Source organism: Fictibacillus phosphorivorans (genome assembly GCF_023715845.1).
Lineage (GTDB): Bacteria > Bacillota > Bacilli > Bacillales > Fictibacillaceae > Fictibacillus > Fictibacillus phosphorivorans_D.
Genome location: NZ_JAMBOR010000003.1, coordinates 95,988 through 119,884 on the forward strand (window position 1 = coordinate 95,988; position 23,897 = coordinate 119,884).

Annotated in this window: 23 protein-coding genes and 1 riboswitch; of the genes, 8 read left to right on the forward strand and 15 right to left on the reverse strand. The window is 41.0% G+C overall.

Annotated features, from left to right (window positions below; translation table 11 throughout):
* Nucleotides 1–323 precede the first annotated feature (323 nt).
* The 6 genes from M3206_RS03560 to hutP all read right to left on the reverse strand — a co-directional run bounded on the left by M3206_RS03560 (nucleotide 324) and on the right by hutP (nucleotide 6,696).
* On the reverse strand, nucleotides 324–581 hold the full coding sequence (locus M3206_RS03560) for a helix-turn-helix domain-containing protein (RefSeq protein ID WP_251311131.1): 258 nt from the start codon (nucleotides 579–581) through the stop codon (nucleotides 324–326).
* Nucleotide 582: 1 nt separating this feature from the next.
* Complete coding sequence (gene hutG, locus M3206_RS03565; RefSeq protein ID WP_251311132.1) at nucleotides 583–1,548, reverse strand: formimidoylglutamase; 966 nt, start codon at nucleotides 1,546–1,548, stop codon at nucleotides 583–585.
* Nucleotides 1,523–2,794: an imidazolonepropionase gene (gene hutI / locus M3206_RS03570; RefSeq protein ID WP_251311133.1), complete on the reverse strand. Its 1,272-nt coding sequence runs from the start codon at nucleotides 2,792–2,794 to the stop codon at nucleotides 1,523–1,525. Before hutI ends, hutG begins: the two co-directional genes overlap by 26 nt.
* A gap of 91 nt (nucleotides 2,795–2,885) precedes the next feature.
* Nucleotides 2,886–4,547 carry a urocanate hydratase gene (hutU, locus tag M3206_RS03575; protein ID WP_251311134.1) on the reverse strand — a complete coding sequence of 554 codons (1,662 nt, stop codon included), beginning with the start codon at nucleotides 4,545–4,547 and terminating at the stop codon, nucleotides 2,886–2,888.
* A 17-nt stretch (nucleotides 4,548–4,564) separates the two neighbouring features.
* Complete coding sequence (gene hutH / locus M3206_RS03580; RefSeq protein ID WP_251311135.1) at nucleotides 4,565–6,091, reverse strand: histidine ammonia-lyase; 1,527 nt, start codon at nucleotides 6,089–6,091, stop codon at nucleotides 4,565–4,567.
* 170 nt (nucleotides 6,092–6,261) lie between these two features.
* Complete coding sequence (gene hutP, locus M3206_RS03585) at nucleotides 6,262–6,696, reverse strand: hut operon transcriptional regulator HutP (RefSeq protein ID WP_251311136.1); 435 nt, start codon at nucleotides 6,694–6,696, stop codon at nucleotides 6,262–6,264.
* Between the two features lie 238 nt (nucleotides 6,697–6,934).
* Here hutP and M3206_RS03590 point away from each other — a divergent pair, with 238 nt between their 5' ends.
* Nucleotides 6,935–7,393, forward strand: a complete 459-nt coding sequence (locus M3206_RS03590) for a hypothetical protein (RefSeq protein ID WP_251311137.1) — start codon at nucleotides 6,935–6,937, stop codon at nucleotides 7,391–7,393.
* A gap of 9 nt (nucleotides 7,394–7,402) precedes the next feature.
* On the opposite strand, the gene M3206_RS03595 is transcribed toward M3206_RS03590, so the two are convergent.
* The 6 genes from M3206_RS03595 to M3206_RS03620 all read right to left on the reverse strand — a co-directional run bounded on the left by M3206_RS03595 (nucleotide 7,403) and on the right by M3206_RS03620 (nucleotide 14,223).
* Nucleotides 7,403–8,521, reverse strand: a complete 1,119-nt coding sequence (locus tag M3206_RS03595) for a GerAB/ArcD/ProY family transporter (RefSeq protein WP_251311138.1) — start codon at nucleotides 8,519–8,521, stop codon at nucleotides 7,403–7,405.
* Between the two features lie 191 nt (nucleotides 8,522–8,712).
* Nucleotides 8,713–9,369, reverse strand: coding sequence for a potassium channel family protein (locus tag M3206_RS03600; protein WP_251311139.1), 657 nt, complete (start codon nucleotides 9,367–9,369; stop codon nucleotides 8,713–8,715).
* Between the two features lie 132 nt (nucleotides 9,370–9,501).
* Nucleotides 9,502–9,657, reverse strand: a riboswitch (cyclic di-AMP (ydaO/yuaA leader).
* A gap of 79 nt (nucleotides 9,658–9,736) precedes the next feature.
* Nucleotides 9,737–10,519: an undecaprenyl-diphosphate phosphatase gene (locus tag M3206_RS03605; protein ID WP_251311140.1), complete on the reverse strand. Its 783-nt coding sequence runs from the start codon at nucleotides 10,517–10,519 to the stop codon at nucleotides 9,737–9,739.
* A 93-nt stretch (nucleotides 10,520–10,612) separates the two neighbouring features.
* Nucleotides 10,613–12,124 (reverse strand): cardiolipin synthase, encoded by a 1,512-nt coding sequence (cls, locus tag M3206_RS03610; protein WP_425590703.1) that lies wholly within the window; start codon nucleotides 12,122–12,124, stop codon nucleotides 10,613–10,615.
* Between the two features lie 334 nt (nucleotides 12,125–12,458).
* Complete coding sequence (gene spoIIP / locus M3206_RS03615) at nucleotides 12,459–13,613, reverse strand: stage II sporulation protein P (protein WP_251311141.1); 1,155 nt, start codon at nucleotides 13,611–13,613, stop codon at nucleotides 12,459–12,461.
* 142 nt (nucleotides 13,614–13,755) lie between these two features.
* A complete protein-coding gene (locus tag M3206_RS03620; RefSeq protein WP_251311142.1) occupies nucleotides 13,756–14,223 on the reverse strand; it encodes a MarR family winged helix-turn-helix transcriptional regulator in 468 nt (155 codons plus the stop codon).
* Nucleotides 14,224–14,395: 172 nt separating this feature from the next.
* Here M3206_RS03620 and M3206_RS03625 point away from each other — a divergent pair, with 172 nt between their 5' ends.
* Genes M3206_RS03625 through M3206_RS03635 form a run of 3 tightly spaced genes read left to right on the forward strand, consistent with a single transcriptional unit; the run spans nucleotide 14,396 to nucleotide 17,240 of the window.
* The gene (locus tag M3206_RS03625) at nucleotides 14,396–14,992 is read left to right on the forward strand and encodes an ArsR/SmtB family transcription factor (RefSeq protein ID WP_251311143.1); all 597 of its coding nucleotides are present in this window, start codon (nucleotides 14,396–14,398) and stop codon (nucleotides 14,990–14,992) included.
* A gap of 1 nt (nucleotide 14,993) precedes the next feature.
* Nucleotides 14,994–16,238 (forward strand): MFS transporter, encoded by a 1,245-nt coding sequence (locus tag M3206_RS03630; protein ID WP_251311144.1) that lies wholly within the window; start codon nucleotides 14,994–14,996, stop codon nucleotides 16,236–16,238.
* Nucleotides 16,239–16,250: 12 nt separating this feature from the next.
* Nucleotides 16,251–17,240, forward strand: a complete 990-nt coding sequence (locus tag M3206_RS03635; RefSeq protein WP_251311145.1) for an NAD-dependent epimerase/dehydratase family protein — start codon at nucleotides 16,251–16,253, stop codon at nucleotides 17,238–17,240.
* Between the two features lie 385 nt (nucleotides 17,241–17,625).
* On the opposite strand, the gene M3206_RS03640 is transcribed toward M3206_RS03635, so the two are convergent.
* Nucleotides 17,626–18,246 (reverse strand): hypothetical protein, encoded by a 621-nt coding sequence (locus tag M3206_RS03640; RefSeq protein ID WP_251311146.1) that lies wholly within the window; start codon nucleotides 18,244–18,246, stop codon nucleotides 17,626–17,628.
* A gap of 179 nt (nucleotides 18,247–18,425) precedes the next feature.
* On the opposite strand from M3206_RS03640, the gene M3206_RS03645 reads away from it, so the two are divergent.
* Both M3206_RS03645 and M3206_RS03650 read left to right on the forward strand, forming a co-directional pair.
* A complete protein-coding gene (locus M3206_RS03645) occupies nucleotides 18,426–18,965 on the forward strand; it encodes a histidine phosphatase family protein (RefSeq protein ID WP_251311147.1) in 540 nt (179 codons plus the stop codon).
* Between the two features lie 89 nt (nucleotides 18,966–19,054).
* Nucleotides 19,055–19,666: a CAP domain-containing protein gene (locus M3206_RS03650; RefSeq protein WP_251311148.1), complete on the forward strand. Its 612-nt coding sequence runs from the start codon at nucleotides 19,055–19,057 to the stop codon at nucleotides 19,664–19,666.
* 46 nt (nucleotides 19,667–19,712) lie between these two features.
* Here the strand turns inward: M3206_RS03650 and M3206_RS03655 are convergent, their stop codons facing one another.
* On the reverse strand, nucleotides 19,713–21,125 hold the full coding sequence (locus M3206_RS03655; RefSeq protein ID WP_251311149.1) for an ATP-binding protein: 1,413 nt from the start codon (nucleotides 21,123–21,125) through the stop codon (nucleotides 19,713–19,715).
* A gap of 297 nt (nucleotides 21,126–21,422) precedes the next feature.
* Nucleotides 21,423–21,971, reverse strand: a complete 549-nt coding sequence (locus M3206_RS03660) for a peroxiredoxin family protein (protein WP_251311150.1) — start codon at nucleotides 21,969–21,971, stop codon at nucleotides 21,423–21,425.
* A gap of 226 nt (nucleotides 21,972–22,197) precedes the next feature.
* Between M3206_RS03660 and motA the strand changes: the two genes are divergently transcribed.
* On the forward strand, nucleotides 22,198–22,983 hold the full coding sequence (gene motA, locus M3206_RS03665) for a flagellar motor stator protein MotA (RefSeq protein WP_251311151.1): 786 nt from the start codon (nucleotides 22,198–22,200) through the stop codon (nucleotides 22,981–22,983).
* Nucleotides 22,976–23,749 carry a flagellar motor protein MotB gene (gene motB, locus M3206_RS03670; RefSeq protein ID WP_251311152.1) on the forward strand — a complete coding sequence of 258 codons (774 nt, stop codon included), beginning with the start codon at nucleotides 22,976–22,978 and terminating at the stop codon, nucleotides 23,747–23,749. Before motA ends, motB begins: the two co-directional genes overlap by 8 nt.
* Nucleotides 23,750–23,897: the final 148 nt, after the last annotated feature.

The window sequence follows — 23,897 nt, forward strand, 5'->3', positions numbered from 1 at the left end:
TAGGGATAAGGTAGATGGTTTATTTTACTAGACAGACTATTGCGCTAGAATTTATTTCAAAAAACATTTTTTAGTAGGTTAGGGTGAATGGAATTGGCATTTTTCTTACTTCAAAGGTACTAATGCGGATGAGTATTTAGGAGAATTAATTCTTTTTAGTAGAAATGAATCAGGGTATTCACTTTTTTCCTGTGATAAATGAAATAATCCCACGTTAATCGTAAAATAACCACGGGTCGACACATCGTGACAAATTCCGTAGCGACCGGTATACCTAAGAACTAAAGAAAAAGCCTGGCACACCTGACAGGCTTTCACGAAGTTTATCCATGCTTATAGTATTCTAGTTTTGCCTCTCTAAGGACACGTAAAGGTAGTTTGTCAGCTAGCTTAAACGCCTCTTTCTCGTTCAGTTCTAGCACCGTAACGAGTTTCTCGATCTTCTCTTCAGATGGGATCATTCTCCCTTTTTCGATGTCAGCCATGTACTGAGGGGTAATACTTAATCTCCTCGCAAGTTCGGACTTGCTTAAGCCCTTCTGCTTTCTGGAGTTCTCAATGAATCTTCCAAATTCACTCACTTTATTTACCTCCTTCTCGTTTTGAATAAAACAGCGAAAACTGCATGATGATATACGCGGCCAGCCGGCTTGTCATGTTTCGAAAATCGAGCGTCGGGTCGATCTCCACGATATCCATTCCTTTTACAGAAGGGTTTTCGGCAAGCCACTGGATTCCTTCTACTAAAGAATCACTGTCTAATCCGCCAGGTCCAATTGCTGGGCAACCCGGTGCAAATGCCTGATCCAACACGTCCATATCCAGTGAAATATATATGTTATCTGTTGTCTGTTTTAACTGTTCAACTGTTTTTTTAAGCAAAGTAAGAAGCCCTTCGCGTTTGATATCTCCCATCGTATAGACCGTTACGCCATGATTTTTAGCATAGTCATGATAAAGCCTGCCGTTGGAAAAATCCCGAATACCAAGCTGTACGAGCTGATCGCCACTGATTACACCATTTTCGATAAGCTGTCTGAATGGCGTCCCGTTTGAAGGGCCTCCATCCTCTGTATTTCTGAGGTCAAAATGGGCATCAAACTGAATGATTCCTACGCGACCTCTCGTTTCCTGAAACGCTTTTATAGCACCTGCAGAAACGGAATGATCGCCGCCTAATGTGATCACTAAAGCTTCCTTGTGGAGATCTTGTATATCTTTTAACGCCGAATAAATTCGGTTTTGGGATTCAATCAAGTCGGTTACATGCATCTCAATATCACCAAAATCAGTGATGACCCCGTCCCACATATCTGTTTCCTGTTCGATACTATAGGTCGAAAAAGCGTGCATCATCTGTCTGATCGTCTGCGGTGCCATAAACGCACCAGAATGGGAGATCGACGTTTTTGAAAGAGGAGCTCCTGCGATCGCTATCCCTTTCACGTCCTCACCTGACCAAGGTTTAAGGAGCTGTCCGGCCTTCTTTATTCCTCTATCCGTAAACGGCGCTACTCCTGTTTTACGAAGATACGGTATAGTTTGCATATGAATCCGCCTTTCCAGCTACCAATACACCCTTCTTCCACACTTTATTGACGTGGTTTACGCCATAATGATACGGAACATATTTGTAGTTCGGTACATCCCATAGCACAAGGTCTGCGTTTCTACCTTCCACTAAGCTGCCAGCCACATCACCGCGTCCAATCGCATAAGCGGCGTTAACCGTTACTGCGTTCCAGATCTCTTCTGGTGTCATCTTCAGCTTGAGTGCAGCCAGGTTCATAATGAACTGAATGTTTTCCGTTGGCGAACTTCCCGGATTGAAGTCAGTAGAAAGTGCAACTGCCGCTCCACTTGAAATCATTTTACGAGCAGGTGCGAATTGATCCTTTCCTAAATAAAACGTCGTTCCTGGCAGCAGCACTGCGATCGTATCCGATTCACCCAGCATGCGAACGCCTTCGTCACTTGCTCCAACAAGGTGATCTGCCGAAATAGCACCGATCTCACACGCCATCTCTGTGCCGCCTAGCGGATCGATTTCATCTGCATGTATCTTCACACCGAACCCAGCTGTTTTTGCTTTTTGTAAAAATGTTCGGGACTGTTCAACCGTGAACACACCTGTCTCACAGAAGATATCTACAAATTCAGCTAGACCTTCTTTCGAGATCACACTCAGCATAGACAGCATTTCCTCTAAAAAGGCATCCGGACGCCCTTTATAGTTTTCTGGAATAGCATGCGCTCCCAAGAATGTAGAAACTAGATCGATTGGATGGTATTCGTTCAATTTTTTTGCGACGCGAAGCTGTTTTAATTCTGTTTCTTTATCAAGCCCATAACCGCTTTTCGCTTCCATTGTTGTAACGCCGTAAGTTAAACATCTGTTTAAATGAAACATGACTTTTTCAAAGAGTGCATCTTCTTCCGTTTCCCTAGTCGCTCTTACCGTGGAAAGAATGCCTCCGCCTTGTGCCAAAATTTCCAGGTAAGGAATACCTTGCTGCTTTAGCGCTAGCTCATGTTCACGTGATCCCCCAAACACTAAATGTGTATGGGGATCTACTAACCCAGGGGACAGTAACTTTCCTTTTGCATCCATCGTTTCATTAGCTTTAAGATCGGAAGCTTCTTCATGTGTACCAACAAAAGCGATCTTTCCATCTTTTATTCCGACTGCTCCGTTATCAATGACTTTAAGTTCATTCATTTCTGTTCCCCGAAGTGCTCTGTCTTCTCCAACGGGAACGACTATTTGTGAAGCAAAAATTAATGTATCAAGCATCTGTCACACTCCTTTATCGTTATGTTTATGGTACGTGATCTTATAGTTATTACACGTTCGCTCAAACTCATTGAGGTTTCGCTTGCAAATCTTATTTATTGATCATCGGCAGGTCAACGCCTTTTTCGTTCGCTGTTTTAACTGCTAGATCATAACCCGCATCAGCATGTCTCACGATTCCCATTCCTGGATCACTCATTAAAACTCGCTCTAATCGACGTGCTGTTTCTTCTGTTCCATCTGCAACAATGACCATTCCAGCATGTAGAGAGTAACCCATTCCCACTCCGCCGCCATGATGGACAGACACCCAGCTCGCACCATTTACTGCATTGATCATCGCGTTCAAGATCGGCCAGTCTGCAACCGCATCACTGCCGTCCTTCATCCCCTCTGTCTCACGGTTTGGTGAAGCTACTGAACCACAATCGAGGTGGTCGCGGCCGATAACGATTGGCGCGGACAACTCACCATTCGCCACCATCTCGTTAATGATTTTTCCGAATTTCGCGCGCTCCCCGTAACCTAACCAGCAGATACGTGAAGGAAGTCCTTGGAACTGAACTTTTTCCTGCGCCATCTTGATCCATTTGCAAAGGTGCTCATTGTCACTGAACTCTCTTAAGATCACTTCATCTGTTTTTCGGATATCTTCAGGATCGCCAGACAAAGCTACCCAGCGGAACGGTCCTTTTCCTTCGCAGAATAGTGGACGTATGAAGGCAGGTACGAAGCCTGGGAAGTCGAACGCATTCTTTACCCCTTCGTCGAACGCGACTTGTCTGATGTTGTTGCCGTAATCAAAAACGACAGCACCTTTCTTTTGCATCTCCAGCATGGCCTGAACGTGAACAGCCATCGAGTGTTTTGACTTTTCGATGTAAGCTTCAGGATTCCGTTTACGCAGTTCGGTGCCTTCCTCCATAGAAAGTCCGATCGGCAGATAACCATGAAGCGGATCATGTGCAGAAGTCTGGTCTGTTACGAGGTCAGGAATCTTATCCATCTCGATCATTTTCGGTAAAATTTCGGCCGCGTTTCCTAATAGTCCGATCGATAACGATTCGCCTTTTGCCGCATATTCTTTTGCTAACTTTAATGCTTCATCTAAGCTGTCTGTCTTTTTATCTAAGTAGCGTGTATCAAGACGGCGCTGGATTCTAGTTTCGTCTACATCGATCGCTATAACTACACCATCGTTCATCGTAACCGCCAGAGGCTGAGCCCCGCCCATACCCCCAAGTCCCGCAGTAAGAGTAATCGTTCCTTTTAACGAACCATTAAAATGCTTGCGGGCTGCTTCTGCAAATGTTTCATAAGTTCCTTGCAAAATTCCTTGTGTGCCGATATAGATCCAGCTTCCTGCAGTCATCTGTCCATACATCATGAGACCTCTCTTTTCAAGATCACGGAATGTTTCCCAATTTGCCCATGCTGGAACGAGATTCGAGTTTGCCAGTAATACGCGCGGTGCATCAGGATGCGATTTGAAAACAGCGACAGGCTTTCCGGACTGTACAAGCAGTGTTTCGTCATTTTCAAGTCTTTCTAACGTTTCAACGATCTTATGATAAGCTTCCCAGTTGCGCGCAGCCTTTCCGATTCCTCCATAAACGACAAGCTCATCAGGGTTCTCTGCTACTTGTTCATCCAGGTTGTTCATGAGCATACGAATGGCCGCTTCCTGCACCCATCCTTTTGCAGATAATTTTGTTCCCCTTGCAGCTGAAATTGAATGTTTTACTTCTGACATATAAAAAAACCTCCTCATTAATGTGCTAGTTTTTGAGTTTTTGTTCCTATTAAAATATCATTCCACGAACTGTCTAAAATCCAAGATGCTACTGCTTCCATATCACGGTGGAACATACGATCACATTGAATCGACGGACATACTTTTCTGCCATGTTCATAAACTTTTTTTGTTTTTGGAGCCAATTTTTCAGGACCTCTGAAATCAGCAGCCTGCATCGCACAGATTAGTTCAACCGCGAGCACGCGTCTTGCATTTGCGATGATCTGCGCGGCATGTCTGGAGGCGATTGTCCCCATGCTCACGTGATCTTCCTGATTGGCAGATGACGGAATAGAATCCACACTTGCTGGATGAGCCAATGTTTTGTTCTCTGAAACGAGTGATGCTGCCGCATATTGCATGATCATGGCACCAGATTCAAGCCCAGGATTCGGACTTAAGAACCCAGGCAGGTCACTTAATTGAGGATTGACCATCCGTTCGATGCGACGCTCTGAAATGTTCGCCCACTCTGCTGCCGCAAGCTTCAAAAAGTCCATCGCAAATGCGATCGGCTGCCCATGGAAGTTCCCGCCTGAGATGATTTTGTTTCCATCATCAAAAATTAACGGATTGTCTGTAGCGGCGTTCATCTCGATCTCAAGCTTTTCTTTTACATAGCCGAGCACTTGCCAGGAAGCACCATGGACTTGAGGAATGCAGCGTAAGGAATAAGCATCCTGTACTCTTATTTCTCCCTGTTTGGTCGTAAGTTGGCTACCCTCTAAGTAGTTTTGAAGTCTCTCTGCCACTTCAACCTGCTCTTTATAACCCCTTGCAATATGAACATCTTCATCAAACGCGTCTGTAATTCCTCTTAAGCTCTCAGTCGTCAAGGAAGCGATCGCATCAGCCATCAAACCGATTCTTTCTGCTTCGATATAAGCTGCTATCCCTTGTGCGGTCATCGCCTGTGTGCCATTGATCAGCGCGAGTCCTTCCTTCGCTGTCAGAACGACAGGTTCAATTCCTGCTCTTTTGAGTGCCTCCTGGCCTGGCAAACGTTCACCCTTATAAAACGCTTCACCTTCCCCAACTAAAACTAGTGCCAGATGAGAAAGCGGTGCGAGATCACCGCTTGCGCCCAAAGAACCTTGCTGAGGTACAACGGGATGCACGCCATGTGAAACAAGGTCTAGCAATCTCTCAATCACAACCGGGCGGATGCCCGATAACCCTTTTAATAATGCATTTGCCCGTAAAATCAGCATCAATCTGCTGATCATCTCAGGAAACGGCTCGCCAATTCCGCATGCATGACTTCGGATCAGGTTAATCTGAAGTGTCTCTACATCGTCCCTTGAAATCAACACATCGCTGAACTTTCCAAAACCCGTGGTAATGCCGTATACAACTTTGCCTGAGGCCACGATCTCTTCCACGGCTTTACGGCTGTCAGCTACCTTTTTCATGCTTAACGGACACGCTTCTACCGGTTCATTGTTGTGCAGAATTCGCTTGATCTCTTCCATCGAAAGCGTATTTCCAGTTAAAGTAACCATCTTCATCCCTCTTTTTTTCTTAGACTCTTTTAAAAAAATTTACGCATGCTTCCCGCAGTGCCCCCGGAATGCGAAACCAGAGCGACTTTTTATCAAACAAAAAAGAGCGCACTCGAAAGAAAACTTCCTTTCGAATACGCCCCCTCATCGCTAATTACTATGGGCAATATTTATATATGATTGATCCCAAGGCCAATCGCCTCATGCTCCAGCCCTTTTACGGGTGCACCGATCGTTCCATAGAGTCCGACTGCAATCCAGTCGCCTTCTTCCTTTTTCTCATAAGGATTTCCACGAACAACGATAAAACGCAGTCCTACTGTACGAAGAACCGTACCAAGCTGCACTTGCCCCCTTGTCACACCATGAAAAGCCTCCATGATGGCATGATAAAGAGAATGGGTTTCCCGATAAATGCCGCTCTGAATGACTTTTTCATTTTTTGCCGCTGTCTCGATTGCTGCTACTACCTTCTGGGAATCCATAGAACCGGCTTTGCCTACGCAGTACTTCCAGCCCTGTTTTTCGATGTCTGATAAATGGCTCTCGTCCAGCACTCCTAGAATGGCCATTTTACCGATAAGTTTTTCATTAGATAATGCCATATCTTATACACTCTTTCTGCTCGCAACTATTAACTACCTCTAGTGTATGCGTTTACATTTTGTCCGTCAATTCCCTTTCAACAACTTATCACAGCAGTACAATAAAGAAAGGAATGCTTTTTTTAGGTATAGGATGTCATCCCTTATTTCGTTCAACAAAAGTTCTGATACAGACGTATAATCTAGCAATCTAGCGGTAACACTGTTTGTATAAAATTATACGAAATGAGGGTTGCAAATGTTAGCCGTACAAAAAGAGATCACACTTGCTTCTATGTTGAGAACTCCGCATTTTGAAGAAGATGTTAACGATTTTTTTATTGCTTATGACAAAGAACATAACCCTTTATTGCTGTTGCCTACAACAAAGGGCTTTCTTCCGGAAAGACAACTCTACAGCATCGCTTTTATTAAAAAAGAAAACAATTCTTATCAATATACGCTCTCAGAGAAAATTATCCCTTTTTCTATAGATGATGCCACATTAATTCATGATCAGCTTGGATTCTTCTTCGGTCCTGAAAACAATATGCTTAAAAGCTTCTTTAAAGGAGATACGTATGGTGCATACGTAGTCTGGACACGACACATGGTGAAACAGCTGATCAAAGAAACACTTGAGGATTGGCATAATACATCAGACAACGAGCAGCGTGAAAAACATAAAGACCGGCTGACTATGCTCTTACAAGCTTAATAATGGAATCTAAGTGGACGAAGACGTTTGACCGTTATTCGTCCTTTTATTTTTGATTTTTTTCTTAATAAAAGTCACAACAAACAGAAAAGGGATATAGCTGATCGCCAAGTAGAAACCAATGATATTCGTATAATGATTAAGCATATTAATCCTTAAGCGCGTGTTTATGTAGAAACAAGCTGCAAAGACGACACATAACAAAAGAATTAATGTAACGTGGTGTCTGATGTTTAACATTAGTTTCAAAACCCGGCTCGAACACCAGACGGCAAGGGTTATATTCGGCAAGATGACGAGACACCACATCGAAACAAAAACGAAGTCAAAACGTTCTAGGAAAGAGAGCTGTACGATCTTGACCATAGAGAGTGTTGCCCAAATGTTCCGTGCAAGCTGCTCCTGACTGAAGAAAGCAAACGAAAACAAAGTAACTAAAAGATACATCATAAAGGTAAGAAGATTGGCATGATGGGCAAACTTTTGTGAGCTCTTTGCATGCTTTATAAATGGATAGAAGACAAGCAATGTTTCAAATCCAAGGTAGCTAAGCATCATATTTTTAGACGCCGTTAAATAATCATTCAATTTTTCATCAAAGACGGGAAGCAGATTAGAAAAGTGAGTATATTCAAGCGGATAGAACAATAGGAATATAAGTCCTAAAGGAATCACAACACCTAGAAAACAAATGCCAGCCACCGTACGGAATCCGGCAGAAACTACATAGTATGTTAACAGGAGGAATACAGCCGCTACTGCCCATGGTTTTAAGGTTGGAAACATCCATACTTGTATGACCTCAATATAGGTTCTTAAGACGGTTAACGACCAAAGAAGAAAATACAAAACGAGAGCTAAATTAAAGATGTTTCCCAGTATTCCGCCAAATAAGCTTTTATGTATGCTGACGATATCTCCATCGCCGTTATCGAGCACATAATAGATCATCCAGATCAGAACATGAACAAAAACAGCCGCAATGATAACAGAGATCCAAGAATCATAACCTGCAAACTTCGCAATAATTCGCTGATAGCCTAATACTCCGACTCCCACTTGTTCTGAATGAATGAGAAAAAAGACAAGAAAGGGAGAAACAAGAAAGGTTTCTTTAATTTTTTGCATGTGCCACTCACCCTTTCAATGACATTCATTAAATCTTGTAATAGCTTTCCCAACAAAACGCCTCTTATCCCATTATTAGCCAAGATACGTTTCGAACATCAAAAAAACCAGCTTGATAAGATCCAATGACCTTTTCAAGCTGGTATGAAGGGTTATCCTGTATCTTTTTGCTAGCTGAAACAATGTATAGACTATACGCCCTCTTCCTCAAAACGGTTCAAGTCCTCATTTCGCCCGATCACTACGAGAACATCACCATATTGAAGGGAAACATCCGCGATCGGGGAGACTAGAATGTCTTCACTGCGCTTAATCGCAACAATATTACATCCATATCGAGCCCGAATGTCTAAATCAGTCAAAGTTTTATTCACAATTTTATTTGTCACACCAATCTCGACAATACTGTGTTCATGTGACAGCTCAATAAAATCGATGATTTTCTCTGATGAGATAAGCTGTGCGACACGAAGAGCCATATCACGTTCAGGATGGATGATACGATCAGCTCCTAGCTTCTCGAGCACTTTATGGTGATAATCATTTTGAGCTTTTACCCACACTTTGTTTACGCCAAATTCTTTTAGCAGAAGTGTGGTTAAGATACTCGATTGAATATCATCACCGATCGAAACGATCACATGATTGAAATTCCTGATTCCTAGCGATTTCATAACCTTTTCATCTGTTGAATTCGCTTGAACGGCCTGAGTGGCAATCGTCACAAATTCATTTACCTTTTCCATATCATTATCGATCGCGAGGACATCATAACCCATTTTGGCAAACTCCCGGCATATACTGCCTCCAAAACGGCCCAGTCCGATTACGGCAAACTGTTTTTCCATCTCATTCTCCCCTTAAATTCCATGAAGTTCTATTATGTTCTCTAGCTGTGCTGGATAAGAGGTTCTTAAAAAGCAGGTAAAAACAAAAAAAGACCACACAAAAAAGCGGGTCTGGATTTTCACCAATTCGACCTCTCCAGTGACATGACGCTTACGGGGTTAGCTGTCGGATTAGGGAATGGAGTATCCCTTTTTGCTGTGCAAAATTCACCCCAAAAGATTGGTTCCCCCGTTTCACCGTCTTCTTTATTAAAAAGAAAAGGACTGTGAATTCAGCGATCTAAAGCCTGCTAAATCTTGAATTACATATACTGTAATCCTCCACCTTTTAATTGTCAATCCATTTTTGACATGTAAACATATACCATTACATGTTACCCGTAAATTGTAAGCCGATCACAAATAAACCAATCAGCCAAACGTAGATGGCAAAGCCTTTTAACGTGCCCGTTTGCAAAAGTTTGATCATCCATTTTACAGCGATATAGCCAAACAAGGCAGAAGCAATCGTCCCTATGATTAAAGATGAATAAGCGATAGACGGTGCATTTGCTGTAAAAAGATCTTTTGACTGCAGAACGACTCCCCCAGCAATGGATGGAATCGACAAAAGAAAGGAGAAATAAGCAGCAGCTTTTTTATCAATCTTACAAAATAGAGCAGCGGCTATCGTTAAACCGGAACGCGAAATAGCAGGGAGAATAGCAGCTCCTTGAAATGTCCCGATCACTAGGGCATCCCTTATTGTGATCTCTTCTACTCCTTTAAAGCCATTTCTCTTAAAAGAATCAGCCCACCAAAGCAAAAGCCCTGTGGCTAAGAACTCCCATCCAACTGTTACACCGGTTTTTGAAATTTCTTCAAAGAAATCCTTAAAACTAATGCCAATAACAGCGGTTGGAATCGTTCCAGCGATGAGCAGCAGTCCCGTTTTGCTAAATGGCTTCTTCATGACGTTTAAAATATCTTTCCAATACACCGTCATTACCGCAATCAATGTCCCAACATGAAGCATGCTGTCTAGAAATAGTCCTGCTTCCTCGAGATTAAAGATCTGCCTCCCGAGCAGCAGGTGTCCTGTCGAACTTACCGGTAAAAACTCGGTTAAACCTTGAACCATGCCTAAAATAAGGGCTTCAAGCCAGTCCATAAAAAAATCCTCCTCGCGAGTATGTCTTGTACAACCCTATTCTCAAGGAGGACTTTCTATTCTTTGTTTTTTGATGAGCGAATCTTCTTCCGTTTAGAGAACACCAGAGAATAGGCGGGAGAATGATTCTTTTATTCTCTCCCATAGCCCTCTCTTATAAAATTCGACAGGTCGAATCTTGGTTGAGTCTTCGATATCTTCTTCATATTGCTCGACAAGATCAGCGACTGATTTCGTATTAAGCATGAACACATTTACCTCAAAATTTAAATGAAAGCTTCTCATATCCATGTTTGCTGTACCAATAGATGCTGTATCTCCATCAATGATAATTACTTTCTGATGCAAGAATCCCTTTTGATACGTATAGATTTCAATACCTGAACGAAGCAGCTCAGGAAAATAAGAACGTGTTGCATATTGAGTTAAAAATCCGTCGTTGATCTCTGGGACCATCAGTCTGACTTGGACACCTTTTTTAGCAGCGACCCTTAAGGCTGTCCGAATCGCTTCGTTCGGAACAAAATAAGGCGTTGCAATCCATATCGATTTCTCAGCACAGGAGATAAGTGAATAATACAGATCACTCATGATCCCAAGCTGTGTATCAGGTCCACTCGCTACAACGTGAACGATTCCATCTCCTTCTGAAGGATAGGCTTTCGTTAAATGAGGGTCTTCCAAAAGATCCTCTCCACACACGTATTCCCAGTCCATCAGGAAAATAGCATGAAGAACTTGAACCGCTTCCCCTTCCATGACCATGTGAGTATCACGCCAAAATCCGATTTCTGGATCTTCCCCTAAGTATTCAACGCCTACGTTTAAACCACCGACAAAACCAACTTTGCCATCGATCACAATGATTTTTCTATGGTTTCTAAAGTTTAGTTTTTGGTTAAAAAATCCATACCTGATCGGCAAGAATGCGGTCACAAGAATACCGGCCTTTTTCATACGGTCAATATCGTATTGTTGAAGTGATAAACTGCCGACTCCATCATATAGAAATCGGACTTTAACGCCTTCATTTGCTTTTTTGATTAAAAGATCGATGATATCTTTTCCAAGCCTGTCAGAACGAAAGATATAATATTGAATATGAATGTACTCTTTCGCCTCTTCTAGTCTTCTTATGATCTCAGGAAAAGTCTCTTGCCCGTTCTTTAGGATCTTCGTACAGGTATGACGATTAATCTTCGTTAATGTGATGTGATGAGCATGCGTAGCAAAACATTGCTGATGTCTTTTCAAATCACTAAAGTCAGGCTTTTCATCTTGTTTCGAAACCCTAATCCATTCTTCCCGGTCCTTTTTACGCTTAGACTTGAAAAGATGTCCTTTTAGATAAAGCTGTCCGGAATACAGATAAAACATATATCCGATAAAAGGGATGAATATGAGTACATAAATCCATAACAGTGTGTGCTGTGCGGTTCTGTTTTCAAGCATTAATGAAAAGATCGTATACAAGATCACCGCTACGTACAGGAGCCCGAATACCGTTTTGATGATGACATATCCTTCTGCAAAGAACACGATGTATAAACAAATTAACAATAATAAGGTAAGGGAAAATTCCCATATTCGTTTCATCCGCTTCATGCGATAGCTCCTTTTTCACGTACTTCTCTTTATCTCTTTTTTATTCCCGTTCACTGGTAATTAAAACAAGCATTTCTCTCTTTTTATACCATTTTTTATTAGAATTTGCAGAATACATGCCTGTTATGAACAATAAATCTTAGTTTGTAGTGTGAATCCACAAATTCAGGAGCTTTATCCACGAGTTTTGGACTTCAATCCAAAAATTTTAAGCTCCAATCCACAAGATTTAGTCATGTATCCACGAGTCGACATTCGTAGACAAGTCCTCTCGTTCAATACCCGCCATATAAAAAGACTCTAGTGGATTCTACACCCTCTAGAGCCTAAACGTTTATTCAGCTTTCACATCTTTTTGCTTCCAATAATACTCTGCAACTGCTTCAGCGATCGCTTCAGCACTACGGTACAGCTCATCCATGTTGTTATCTACTCCACCAAACTCAATCAGCAGTGCACTTTCATGAAGATCTTGATTGTATACGCCGTTCGTTCCTTCTGATTTGTTTTTTCCAATGATCCCACGGCTTAATCCTGGATATTTTTCATCCAAAATCTTATGGATTTCTTGAGCCACGGCTTGGTTCTTTTCATAATGTGGATTTCCTTTTCCGATTACGAACAGAACTTTTGCATAAGACTTTCCATCAATCGTAGCAGTTGTCGTCTTTTTGCGTGAAGAATCTCTATGCAGGTCGAAAATTAAGTCCAGATCGTTATTGCTTGCCATCGCACTTTCTACAAGGTTTCGGGACATCGGATAACTCTTACGATAGTCTGTGTTGTTTTTCTTTAGGTACTCCGTCATATCTGTCATATCAACCGATGAACCAATTCCTCTCGATTCGAGCTCCTCTCCGAGCTTCTTTCCAACCATCGTGATATTTACTTTCGAATGAATCGCATGATCCGGGTTTGTCACTCCCTTTAGATGCGGCAAAAAGGATTCCCAGCTATGAGAGTGATAAATATAAGCTACTTTTTTTCCACCTGTTGTCTGACCAGGCGGATTCTGCGGATCAGCAGGTTCTGGGTCTTCCAGCCGTTCTATATCCTGTACTTCTGCATCTTCACCGCTTAAAAGCAGCTCCATCGGTGGTGGGGATTCATAACCGATGTTGGTATAGTCTGTCCCTTCCCCTGCAACAATGATTGTTGAGTCATAGAGCGCAAACCCTGGTAGCTCGTTTCCAAGCAGGCTTCTGATGTCTCCAGGTTTAATACTTGTTGCAAGCTCAAGCAAGATGCTCGATAAGGCTGGAGGTTCGCTTTCTTTTGGAAGTTCTTGTGTAAAATAGCGATTTTCCCAGCCTATAAAATAGACGAGTGCTTCTCCTGAAAACTCAGTTAACCACTTATGCATGGTGGATGAGCTCAGCCTGTACTTATGCTCGAAGGATGTGATGAAACTGGTGGCGATGACGATAAAAAGCATGGCTCCTGCTAATAAAAGCGGTAAACGTTTCATATTTAATTGCGGGGTAAACATTTGTCGTCCTCCACTTCTTAATTCGTTTCTATCACATCCTATGCAGTGAAAAATTCAAATAGAATGAAATCTATGAAAAAATAATAGAGAAAAATGTAAAACCCCTTATTCCAAATTACAGAGAAAAAAAAACCAGTTATCATCAACTGGTTTTCGTAGTAAGCACATATTCTTCTTTGTCCTGTTGGGTACCGTTAGCAAGTTTTTCATAAATATCTATAAAAGTTCCTAGTTCTTCTGGTGACAAGTGATTCAGGTAGTCACTGATAGAGCTTACTCTCTCATTTTCAGCTTCTCTCAAAATCTCATGTCCTTCATCTGTGATTTCAAGATAAACAATTCGACGGTCTAGTTCACTTCGGTAGCGTCGTACAAAACCACGCTTGTACAATCGGTCTGCCCCCACAGTGATTGCACTTGGTTTAACACCCATATATTCGGCTAATTTTGAAACAGTCCACTTATTTCGTACACATAATGTTTTCAAAAGAACAAATTGTGTCTTCGTTAATTCTTTTTCGATCGCAATTTCTGGATGCAACCGTTTTGAAACAATATAATGTACTCTCTCTAACCTTTCCACATAGGATTTCAAATCCTTATTCCCCATACTGTGAACCTCCAGCCTCTAGTTGTAATGCGAACATTATACTAGGATTATACAAGAATTTTCATAACATTTGAACTATTTTTTACAAATAATGTGCAATTTGAATGACGGATATCATATAATAGCGATAAGAAACTTTCAAATAAATTTGAACGTTTTAGGAGTGTTTAACATGCAAGAAATTTTTCATATACATGAAATCGAACAATTAAAGGTAATCAGTGACCCTTTGCGCATTAAAATCCTGTGGGAGATTCTTGATGAAGCAAAGACCGGTAAGATTCTAGCCGATATCCTGGAAGTACCTGCCCCAAAGATTCATTATCATCTTAAAGAGATGGAACGGGTTGGTTTAATCGTCGTGGAAAGAACCGAAGAAAAAAATGGGATTGTACAAAAGTTCTACAGACCTGTCGCTCGATCATTTTCTATCGCAGAGATTTTGCCAGATCAGCGCAACATTGTGAAAGATGAACTTTCCGATGCGTTAAAAGAGAATATCCTCGTTTCGCTGGATAAAACGAAATCCATGATAAGAAAGTTGGATCCTGAAGTATTAGCTTATACAGATTCCCCGATTAAATTTGGCTATAAACACGTCAAACTCTCACCCAGCCAGGTAAAACAGCTCCATGATAAAGCCAAAGAAATTTCAGACCTGATTTCAGAATTTAAAAAGAACGAACAGGAAGAAGGTGAGATGTACCACTACTTCATGCTTTCTTTTCCATTAAAAGATACACCTTATCCAGAAGAGGAGATTGATTGAGATGGCACAAGCCACAGCATTAGCTGAACCTAAAGCAGAGTCCTTATTTAAACAGCGTTCCTTTTTGTTCATCTGGGCAATTACTATTTGTTCTTCCTTCTCTATTGCTATTTTTCAGTTTTCCCAAAGCTGGTATGTCGTTAAGACACTCGATAAGGAAGCTTCACTAGGGATCGTTTTTATTGCTGCAAATGTACCTCGTATTTTGTTCATGGCAGTTGGCGGTGTTTTAGCAGACAGGATCAGCAGGACGAAAATATTATTTGCAGCGAATTTCACAAGAACTATTGTGTTATGCAGTCTGCTTGTCATGCTCGCAACCGGTCATCTTTCCCTTTTGTCCTTTATCTTCTTCGGTTTTCTTTTCGGTGTACTGGATGCCTTCGTTTGGCCGGCAAATGGTTCACTCTTGCCAAATGTCGTTGATCACACCCAGCTGACACGTGCTAATTCAGTAATCCAAACCACACAGCAAAGCTCACTTATCCTTGGCCCAATGATTGGCGGGTTGCTCGTGGCCTCAAGCGGAGGCTATATGCTTTCGTTTGGTGTTCCGGCATTGATGTTGTTGATCTCCGCGATTATCGCCTACTTATTAAATATCCCTGCTTCCGAAAGTTCCGGAACGAAGAAACCTGGTATGTGGCAGTCCATTAAGGAAGGAATTGATGTTGTTAAGCAATCTTCCTTTCTAAAAGCGTTATTTTTAAGCACGATCTTTCTCAACGTTTTTGTTGTAGGTCCGCTCATGATGGGTCTTCCGATTTTCGTAAAAAACATTCTGGATGGCAGTGCGCTGGATTTTAGTTTTATCGAAGGCTCTATGGCGGCAGGGATGCTGATCAGTTTAGTCATTATCGGTATTCTAAATTTCAAAAAAAGACGAGGATTAGTCGTAACGGTCTCTTTATTCGCGATGAATCTTTTCTTTTTTTGGTTTAGTCAAAGCTCTTCTCTTTACGTTTGTATGATGGCGATTTTTTTTATTGGCGTTACATTCCCTGCTACCAACATCCCTCTCATCTCAGCCGTTCAAGCTTCAGTTGATAAAAAACTACTCGGGCGCTTGATGGGACTTTTAACGATGGCAAGTATGGGTCTCGCTCCGTTATCTCTTGCCGCGACATCGTTGCTGATCTCCTATGGGTTTACCATCGATCACATTATGGCTGGCGGGGCACTTTCGTTAATCGTTGTTAATCTTTTAATCATGTGGAAACTTCCTGCATTAAGAAAAATGGAATAGGCGGTGTATGAGATGAAAGTATTAATCATTGGCGGTACACGTTTTTTAGGCAGGCACTTGATGGAATCTTTTTTAAGAAATAACCATGAGGTCACATTGTTTCACAGAGGAAAAACCACAACTCCTGGCCACTTTGCAGGAGTTGATGAACGAATCGGTGACCGGGAACAAAATCTTTCTCTATTAGAAGATAGAACCTGGGATGTAGTAATAGATACTTGCGGTTATTTTCCAAGGCAAGTAAGAAAGTCTGCAGAGGCACTTCGAAAAAAAGTTTCTTCCTATATATTTGTTTCTTCGGTATCCGTTTATGAAGATCAATCTGTCCGCTATCTAACTGAAGACGCCAAAACGGCTGTTCTTCACGACCCGGACACTACTGAAATGGGTGAGAATTATGGTGCATTAAAAGCAGCTTGTGAAAAAGAAGTCCAGAACGTATTCGGTGAAAAAGCACTAATCATTCGCCCAGGATTGATTGTTGGGCCCCATGACTATACAGACCGCTTTACGTATTGGCCACATAGGGGTCATCAAGGTGGAGAAATACTTGTACCGGAAATGAAAGATCCTACAATTCGGTTTATCGATGCCAGAGATCTAGCCGATTGGATCGTACGTATGGCAGAAAATCAGGAATATGGTGTGTATCAAGCTGTAGGAGGAATCTATCACTTCAATGACTTTGTTCAAACATGCATTCCAAATGAGGTTGAAGCTACCATCGTAGCTGTTCCTGAATCCTTTCTTTTAGAAGAAAAAGTCGGAGAATGGGTGGAAATGCCTTTATGGATAGCAAGTGAAGAATTTCGAGGCCTGGATTATGCGGATGATTCGAAAGCCAGGAACAAAGGACTCGTATATCGTTCGATCGAAGAGACTATCCAGGATACAGCAGCTTGGTCACGTTCAAGAAACATCGAACAGGACCAATGGAAAGCAGGCTTACATCCAGATAAAGAAAAAGACTTATTGCAGAAGTGGAAACAGAAAGTGAACTAAAAAAGAAGCAGGCACATGAGGAGTTATTTCCTAATGTGCCTGCTTTATATTTTTTCTTGCTTTGCAAGTTGATTGGAGCGTAAGGTTGCCGACTCCCGCGGGACGAACGGTCAGGTGGAGACTCCTAATGGGGCGTAGCGGCAGGAGGCTCACCGCACGCCCCGCGGAAAGCGTGCACCTGGAGCGGAAATCAACCACCAGCAATTTTAAGTCATAAAAATACATGAATGCCCATGGCACTTGTCCATACCATTTATCTCATATGGTCATATAGTAGGATTGTGAGATATAAATCTCTCCTGCTGACAAGAGGTCAGTAGAGCAATTCCCTACCCCCATTTCTTCATCATGCGTTCGGTTTTCTTTCCATAATCCTCTTTGAGGATTATGGCTTTTTTATTTCGTTAAAATGAAGGTACTTATTTAAATGAGCCGGAAGTTCTCCTTTTTGAAAAACATATTGAATATCAGATAATGGAATCTCTAGACGTGCCAATGGTGGATATACCGGCAGAATTTCTTTTGGCTCATAAGATTGATGATAACTGTTAATCGCCTCGTTTGTTTCTTTTTCCACTGAGATGCGATAGGCATGAATTTCTTGAATCTGCTGGACCATCATTAAATACTCTGCTTTCAGACGCTCTAATTGATCAATCTTTTTCTCCATGCTGCTCTTTGCAGCATCGAGTTCCCGGTCACGTGATGTGTACACCGTTTTTATGTATTCTGAAAGTCTGTCGTCTCTCTTATCTTTTAACTCATCAAGGTGATCCATAGCCTCGCGTTCTTTCTCCATCGCTCTGAGATAACTGTTTTTTGCTTCGGTTAAGTGCTCCATTGTTACTTTTGTATTCCTAGCACCATACTCATTCAAGAGTTCTTCATATTCAGCTGAAGCCCATTCCTTTTGTTTATTCAACAGCTGCCACTTCTCTTCAGCTCGAGCGATATCAGCATCATATTCTTTTTTCATGTGTGTAAAGTGATTTAATTCAGGATACATAAGAATCTCCCTTCGTCTTCCCCTTATAGTATTCGGGAAGGATTTGGGTTTAACGTCCCGAATGAATAATAAGCGCTTCTTATCAAAGTTTAGTTTAGAAAAAACGATTTTCGACTCTCCAGAAGGAACAATCCAGCCATATAAAAAACAAAACTTCTATATTAAGTGGTGATAAGGTCATGAAAATGATTGCCGTTAGACATTGCAGTGCAACCGGGCAAGAAAGTGATGCTCCTTTAACAGAAGAAGGGTGCCGTCAAGCACAGAAACTTGCCCATTTTTTAAAGAGGTACAACTTCAACATTCTTTTATCAAGTCCTTTTAAAAGGGCCATAGACACGATAAAACCTTATGCCGAGTTAACACATAACGAAATTAAAACTGATAAGCGACTAGCCGAGAGGGTCCTTTCTACACAAACAGATCCTAATTGGGATTGGAAGTTTCATTTAGAACGTACATATAAAGAAGAACATTTAAAGTTTCCTGGCGGTGAGTCATCCTTTGAGGCTAAACAGAGAATTCATTCTCTAATAAAAGAATTAGAAGATGCGGGCCATCATTCTGTATTGCTCGTCACGCATGGCAACTTAATGAGCATGTTGATTAGTTTGTATGAGCCGTCATTTGAATTTAAAGAATGGGAGCTTTTAACCAATCCAGATGTATTCATGATCGATTCGCTATCCAAAGATGTAACCAGGTTGTCGGTCGTTTAAACTGGTAGTTACTTCCAAACCCCCATCCCCCCTACTAAAGTCCCGAAACATGTACACGTAAGATAAATTATTAGGAGGGGAAACATCTTATGAAAAAATTAGTAATCGCATCAGTATTAGGCGCTTCCCTATTTGGCGCTAACGCAGGAATCTCAGAAGCGGCAGAATGCCCGTTTTCTTCAAATAATAATCAACAGCAGCAAACACAAGCTGCTCCAGCACCACAACAACAACAGCAAGCTGCACCAGCTCCAGCACCTCAGCAAGAGCAGACAAAAGCTCCAGCTCAGGAAGCACCAAAAGCTGAAACAAGTGCAGAACTTACTGCTGATGAGCAACAAATGCTTAATCTTGTAAACCAAGAGCGTGAAAAGAAAGGTTTACCAGCATTAAAAGCTGACCCAGAATTAACAAAAGTAGCTCGTGTTAAAGCTAAAGACATGATCGACAACAACTATTTCGATCACAACTCACCAACTTATGGTTCTCCATTCGATATGATGAAGAAGTTTGGTGTGGAATACAAGACAGCTGGTGAAAACCTAGCAGGAAACTCTTCTGTTGATGGTGCTCACACTAGCTTGATGAATTCTCAAGGTCACCGTGAAAACATCTTAAAATCTGATTTCACTAACGTTGGTATCGGTGTAGTTGACGGTGGTCAATATGGTAAAATGTTCGTTCAATTATTCAAAGGGTAATATACTCTGATTTTTAAAAAAGCTTTCCCGTTATGGGAAAGCTTTTTTAATTTTGCTGATTAACCGGTAATGAAATGATAAATTTTGTTCCGATTCCTTTTTCGCTTTGTACATCAAGCTTTCCGTTATGATGTTTAATGATATTATTGCTTACCATCAAACCTAACCCTGTTCCTTCATCTTTCGTCGTAAAGAATGGCTTCCCTATCTTTTTTAATACCGATTCTTCCATCCCGCATCCATAGTCACATATTTGTATCTGTACATAGTTTGTGTCTGGACACCATTTAATATTTACATCTACTTTATTTCCATCTGATGAAGCTTCTATCGCATTCTTAATAAAGTTAATAAATACCTGCTTCAATTGCATGGGATCACAAAAAATAAGCGGAATCTCATTCTCGAATCCAGTTGAAATTTCGATATTTTTCATGATCGCCTGTGTGTTTAATAAATCAACTGTATCCTTAATGATCGCATCGATACAAGACTCTTTGAAGTTTTGAGAATTGCTTTTGGACAACACAAGAAACTCTTTAATAATATGTTCAATCCGGTCTACTTCAGACAAAATAATGGACAGATATTGGTCAAAATCATCGGTTTGGTTCTGAATCAGCTGAACAAATCCCTTTAACGAAGTTAAAGGATTTCGGATCTCATGTGCGACACCCGCGGCCAGTTCACCTACAACATTTAACGTTTCAGCTTTTAACAGTTTCTGCTCTGTTATTTTTTGATCGGTTACATCTTTAAGAATCGTTACATGCAAATGATCTACCATATCCTTTTCACAGGTATATTCGATTTCTTTAAGGTATCCAGCAGGCGTTCTATACCGAAATTCACCAGAGATTTTGTTACCGTACATAACCTCTTTCCACTTTTTTTTAATAATTTCCTTGCCATTTTTCATAAAAAAAGTTCCTGCATTTCTTCCTACCAGTTCATCTCTGGGTAGTTCCAATAATTCACAGGCTCTTTCATTTACTTCTGCGATCTCCAAATTTGAACGACATAACACAATGGCCTCAAGTGCGTGGTCAAACAGCTGTCTAAATTTATTATCACGAATACTTTCCGTTTGATCATGTAAAGGCAACATATAGGATGTTCCGATTACCCTATTCTCGCCAGTAACGGGATATAATGTCGTGCGAATTTTTTGATTTGCTACTTCTATATCTGCAGTCTGCGTTTCTCCTGAGAAAGCCTTTTCTATTTGTGGTGTCCAGTTTGATACCAGTTCCTTTGAATGCAGTTCATTTAGCTTTGTACCAGGTGCCGGTTTATTAGCAACTCCAAGAGCGTCATACATCGTTCCTGAAGAATGAGTAAAAACATAATCACCTTTGTCCTCTCTTTTTAGTCCAAACAGATGGATGGGGCATTGTGAAAGTGTACTGTGAAAATCCGCAATACGTTTTATATCAATTTCTTCATATTGCTTGTTCATTAAGCAGTCCCCTTCTTTTACATAATTCTGATACGAGTGGTAAGCAAAATATATTGCCCTGACATTCTATAGGTCTCTCATACCTTAATTCGACAAAAAGAAAATCTTCCCTATTGGTCAAGTTTCCCATTTTTACGAAAGAAGGAAACAGGTCTTTTGAATTACTTTTCTTATTGAAAGTTTATTACGGATAATGACTTGTCCCTTTATACACTTTTAGCCAAAAGAAAAAATAACCTATTTCTAAAAAAAGAAACCTTTGCGCAAATAGTCAAAGGTTTCATATGATAAGTTAGTTTACTTCATTTTCATTATTTCTTCTTCCATTAACGTATAGTCCATCGGCCCTACATGCATATGGGTGATGGTTCCTTCTTCATCAATAAAATAGCTCGTTGGAATCGAAACGGCTCTGAATTGCTTTCCAATCGTATTTTTTTCATCAAGTGGAATCGGAAATTCAAGTTTATATTCTTTTACAAAATCCCTTATTTTCTCAGGCTTGGTTTCCGAGTATTCTAAGTTAACGGCTAAGATCTCAACATCTTTCTGTTTATACTCCTTATAAAACTTCTGCATCTCAGGCATCTCTTTCCGGCATGGCGGACACCATGTTGCCCAGAAATTCAATATCACTTTTTTTCCCCGGTATTCTTTAAGTAAAATTTGCTTTCCCTCAAGCGTATTCAATTTAAAATCAGGCGCTTTACTCCCAGGTTTTAAACCTGTATTTTCTGTAACCGTTGTCTGTTTGTTCACTTCGTCATTTTCTTTTTGTGAAGTATACAAAGCAAGGCCAATCAAACCTGTAAATAAAAGTATGAGAATAATCGGCTTGAACTTCAAATAAATTCCTCTTTTCACTTCATTTATTCATATTAATCATATCAAAAACTGGAGACGATTGTCTTATGCTGCTGATGTTTGTTAAACGGTTGTTTAAAAATTATCCACGATTAGTGATTTTCGATCATTTATCATTAAGTTTCCCCTCATCTTTCCGATATAAAAGAATATCTAAGCCTACACGAAATGTGCTAAAGAAATAAAAGATAAAGTGGGGATACATCTTATGGATCGCTCGAGTTTAATAGGGGTTATTCTTGGAATGATTGCAATTGGAGTTGGTATGGTATTAAAAGGTGTCAGCCCGGCATCCTTAATCAATCCTGCAGCCATGTTGATTATTTTTGCGGGGACTGCAGCAGCCATTCTAATCGCGTTTCCAATGAGTGAAATAAAAAAAATACCAGCATTGTTTAAAGTACTCTTTCAAGAACAAAAGCTCATAGGTATGAAGGAACTAGTAGCAATCTTTATCGAGTGGGCGACAATAGCCAGAAAAGAAGGCCTCCTTGCCCTTGAACCAAAAGCAGATGAAGTAAATGATCCCTTTTTACAGCAAGGCATTAAGATGATCGTTGACGGCCAGCCTCCTGAATTCATTAAGGATGTTCTTTTAAAAGACTTAGAAACCATGGAAGAACGTCATGCGTCTAACGCCACCATTTTCACGCAGGCTGGTACATATGCACCTACCCTTGGAGTATTAGGTGCAGTTGTAGGACTTGTTGCAGCATTAAGCAATATGGCAGATATCGTTGCACTTGGGTCAGCGATTTCAGCCGCATTTATCGCAACATTGTTTGGGATCTTTACGGGATATGTCCTTTGGCATCCTTTCGCCAACAAACTAAAGCGTAAATCGAAAAAGGAAGTTATGATTAAAGAAATTATGATCGAAGGATTGCTTTCGATCCAAGATGGCACTTCACCAAAGATCTTAGAAGAAAAGCTCTTAACTTACATTCCGACTAGTGAACGCGACCAATACAAAGCGGGTGGTACAGTTGGCTAAAAAAAAGAAACGTCATGAAGATCATGTAGACGAATCATGGCTTATCCCTTATGCAGATATGCTCACCTTGCTTTTAGCGTTATTCATTGTACTGTTTGCAATGAGTGAGATCGATGCCCAAAAGTTTAAGCAGATGGCAAGTGCATTTCGAAACGAATTCACAAGCGGTACGGGTGTAATGGACGAACAGACTCCTATCCCAACTCCAGACCCAACGCCTATTCCCGAAACACAAAATGAAATAATCTCTAAAGAAGAAAAAGAACGTCTTGAAGATGCTAAGAAGGAACTTGAAGCTCTAGAAGACTTGGAAAAAAGGATCAATGCCTTCATTCAGGCTAACAACCTTCAGACAAGTCTCCAAACGCAATTAACGGAGAATGGTCTCCTGATCACTATTTTAGATAATGCCCTATTCGATTCTGGAAGCGCCACCGTTAAGCCTGGATCTAGAGAGATCGGCAAAAAGTTATCCGATCTTCTTGTTACAAATCCTCCGCGCAATATTGTAATAGCAGGGCACACAGACAATGTTCCAATCAGCACAGCTGATTTTCAGTCCAACTGGGAGCTCAGCGCATTCCGTGGTATTAACTTTATGCGGGTTCTGCTGGAGAATCCCCAGTTGAAACCTAATCAAGTAAGTGCAAGCGGCTATGGGGAGTACCGGCCGAAAGCTGATAATAAAACCGCAGAAGGCAGAGCGAAAAACCGCCGAGTCGAAGTATTGGTTCTTCCGAATGTAAGTTTGAAGGCAGTGAATTAGAGCTTAAAGTAGTTTGTGAAAATCAGGAACGGTTTGGTGATAGGCGGTAAGCGTGTATGTGTCACCTTCCTAAAATACTAAAAAAGCTAGCCGAAGTAGTGCTTCTTCACTCCTTACGGCTAGCTTTTTTAGTATTAGACCGGACTCT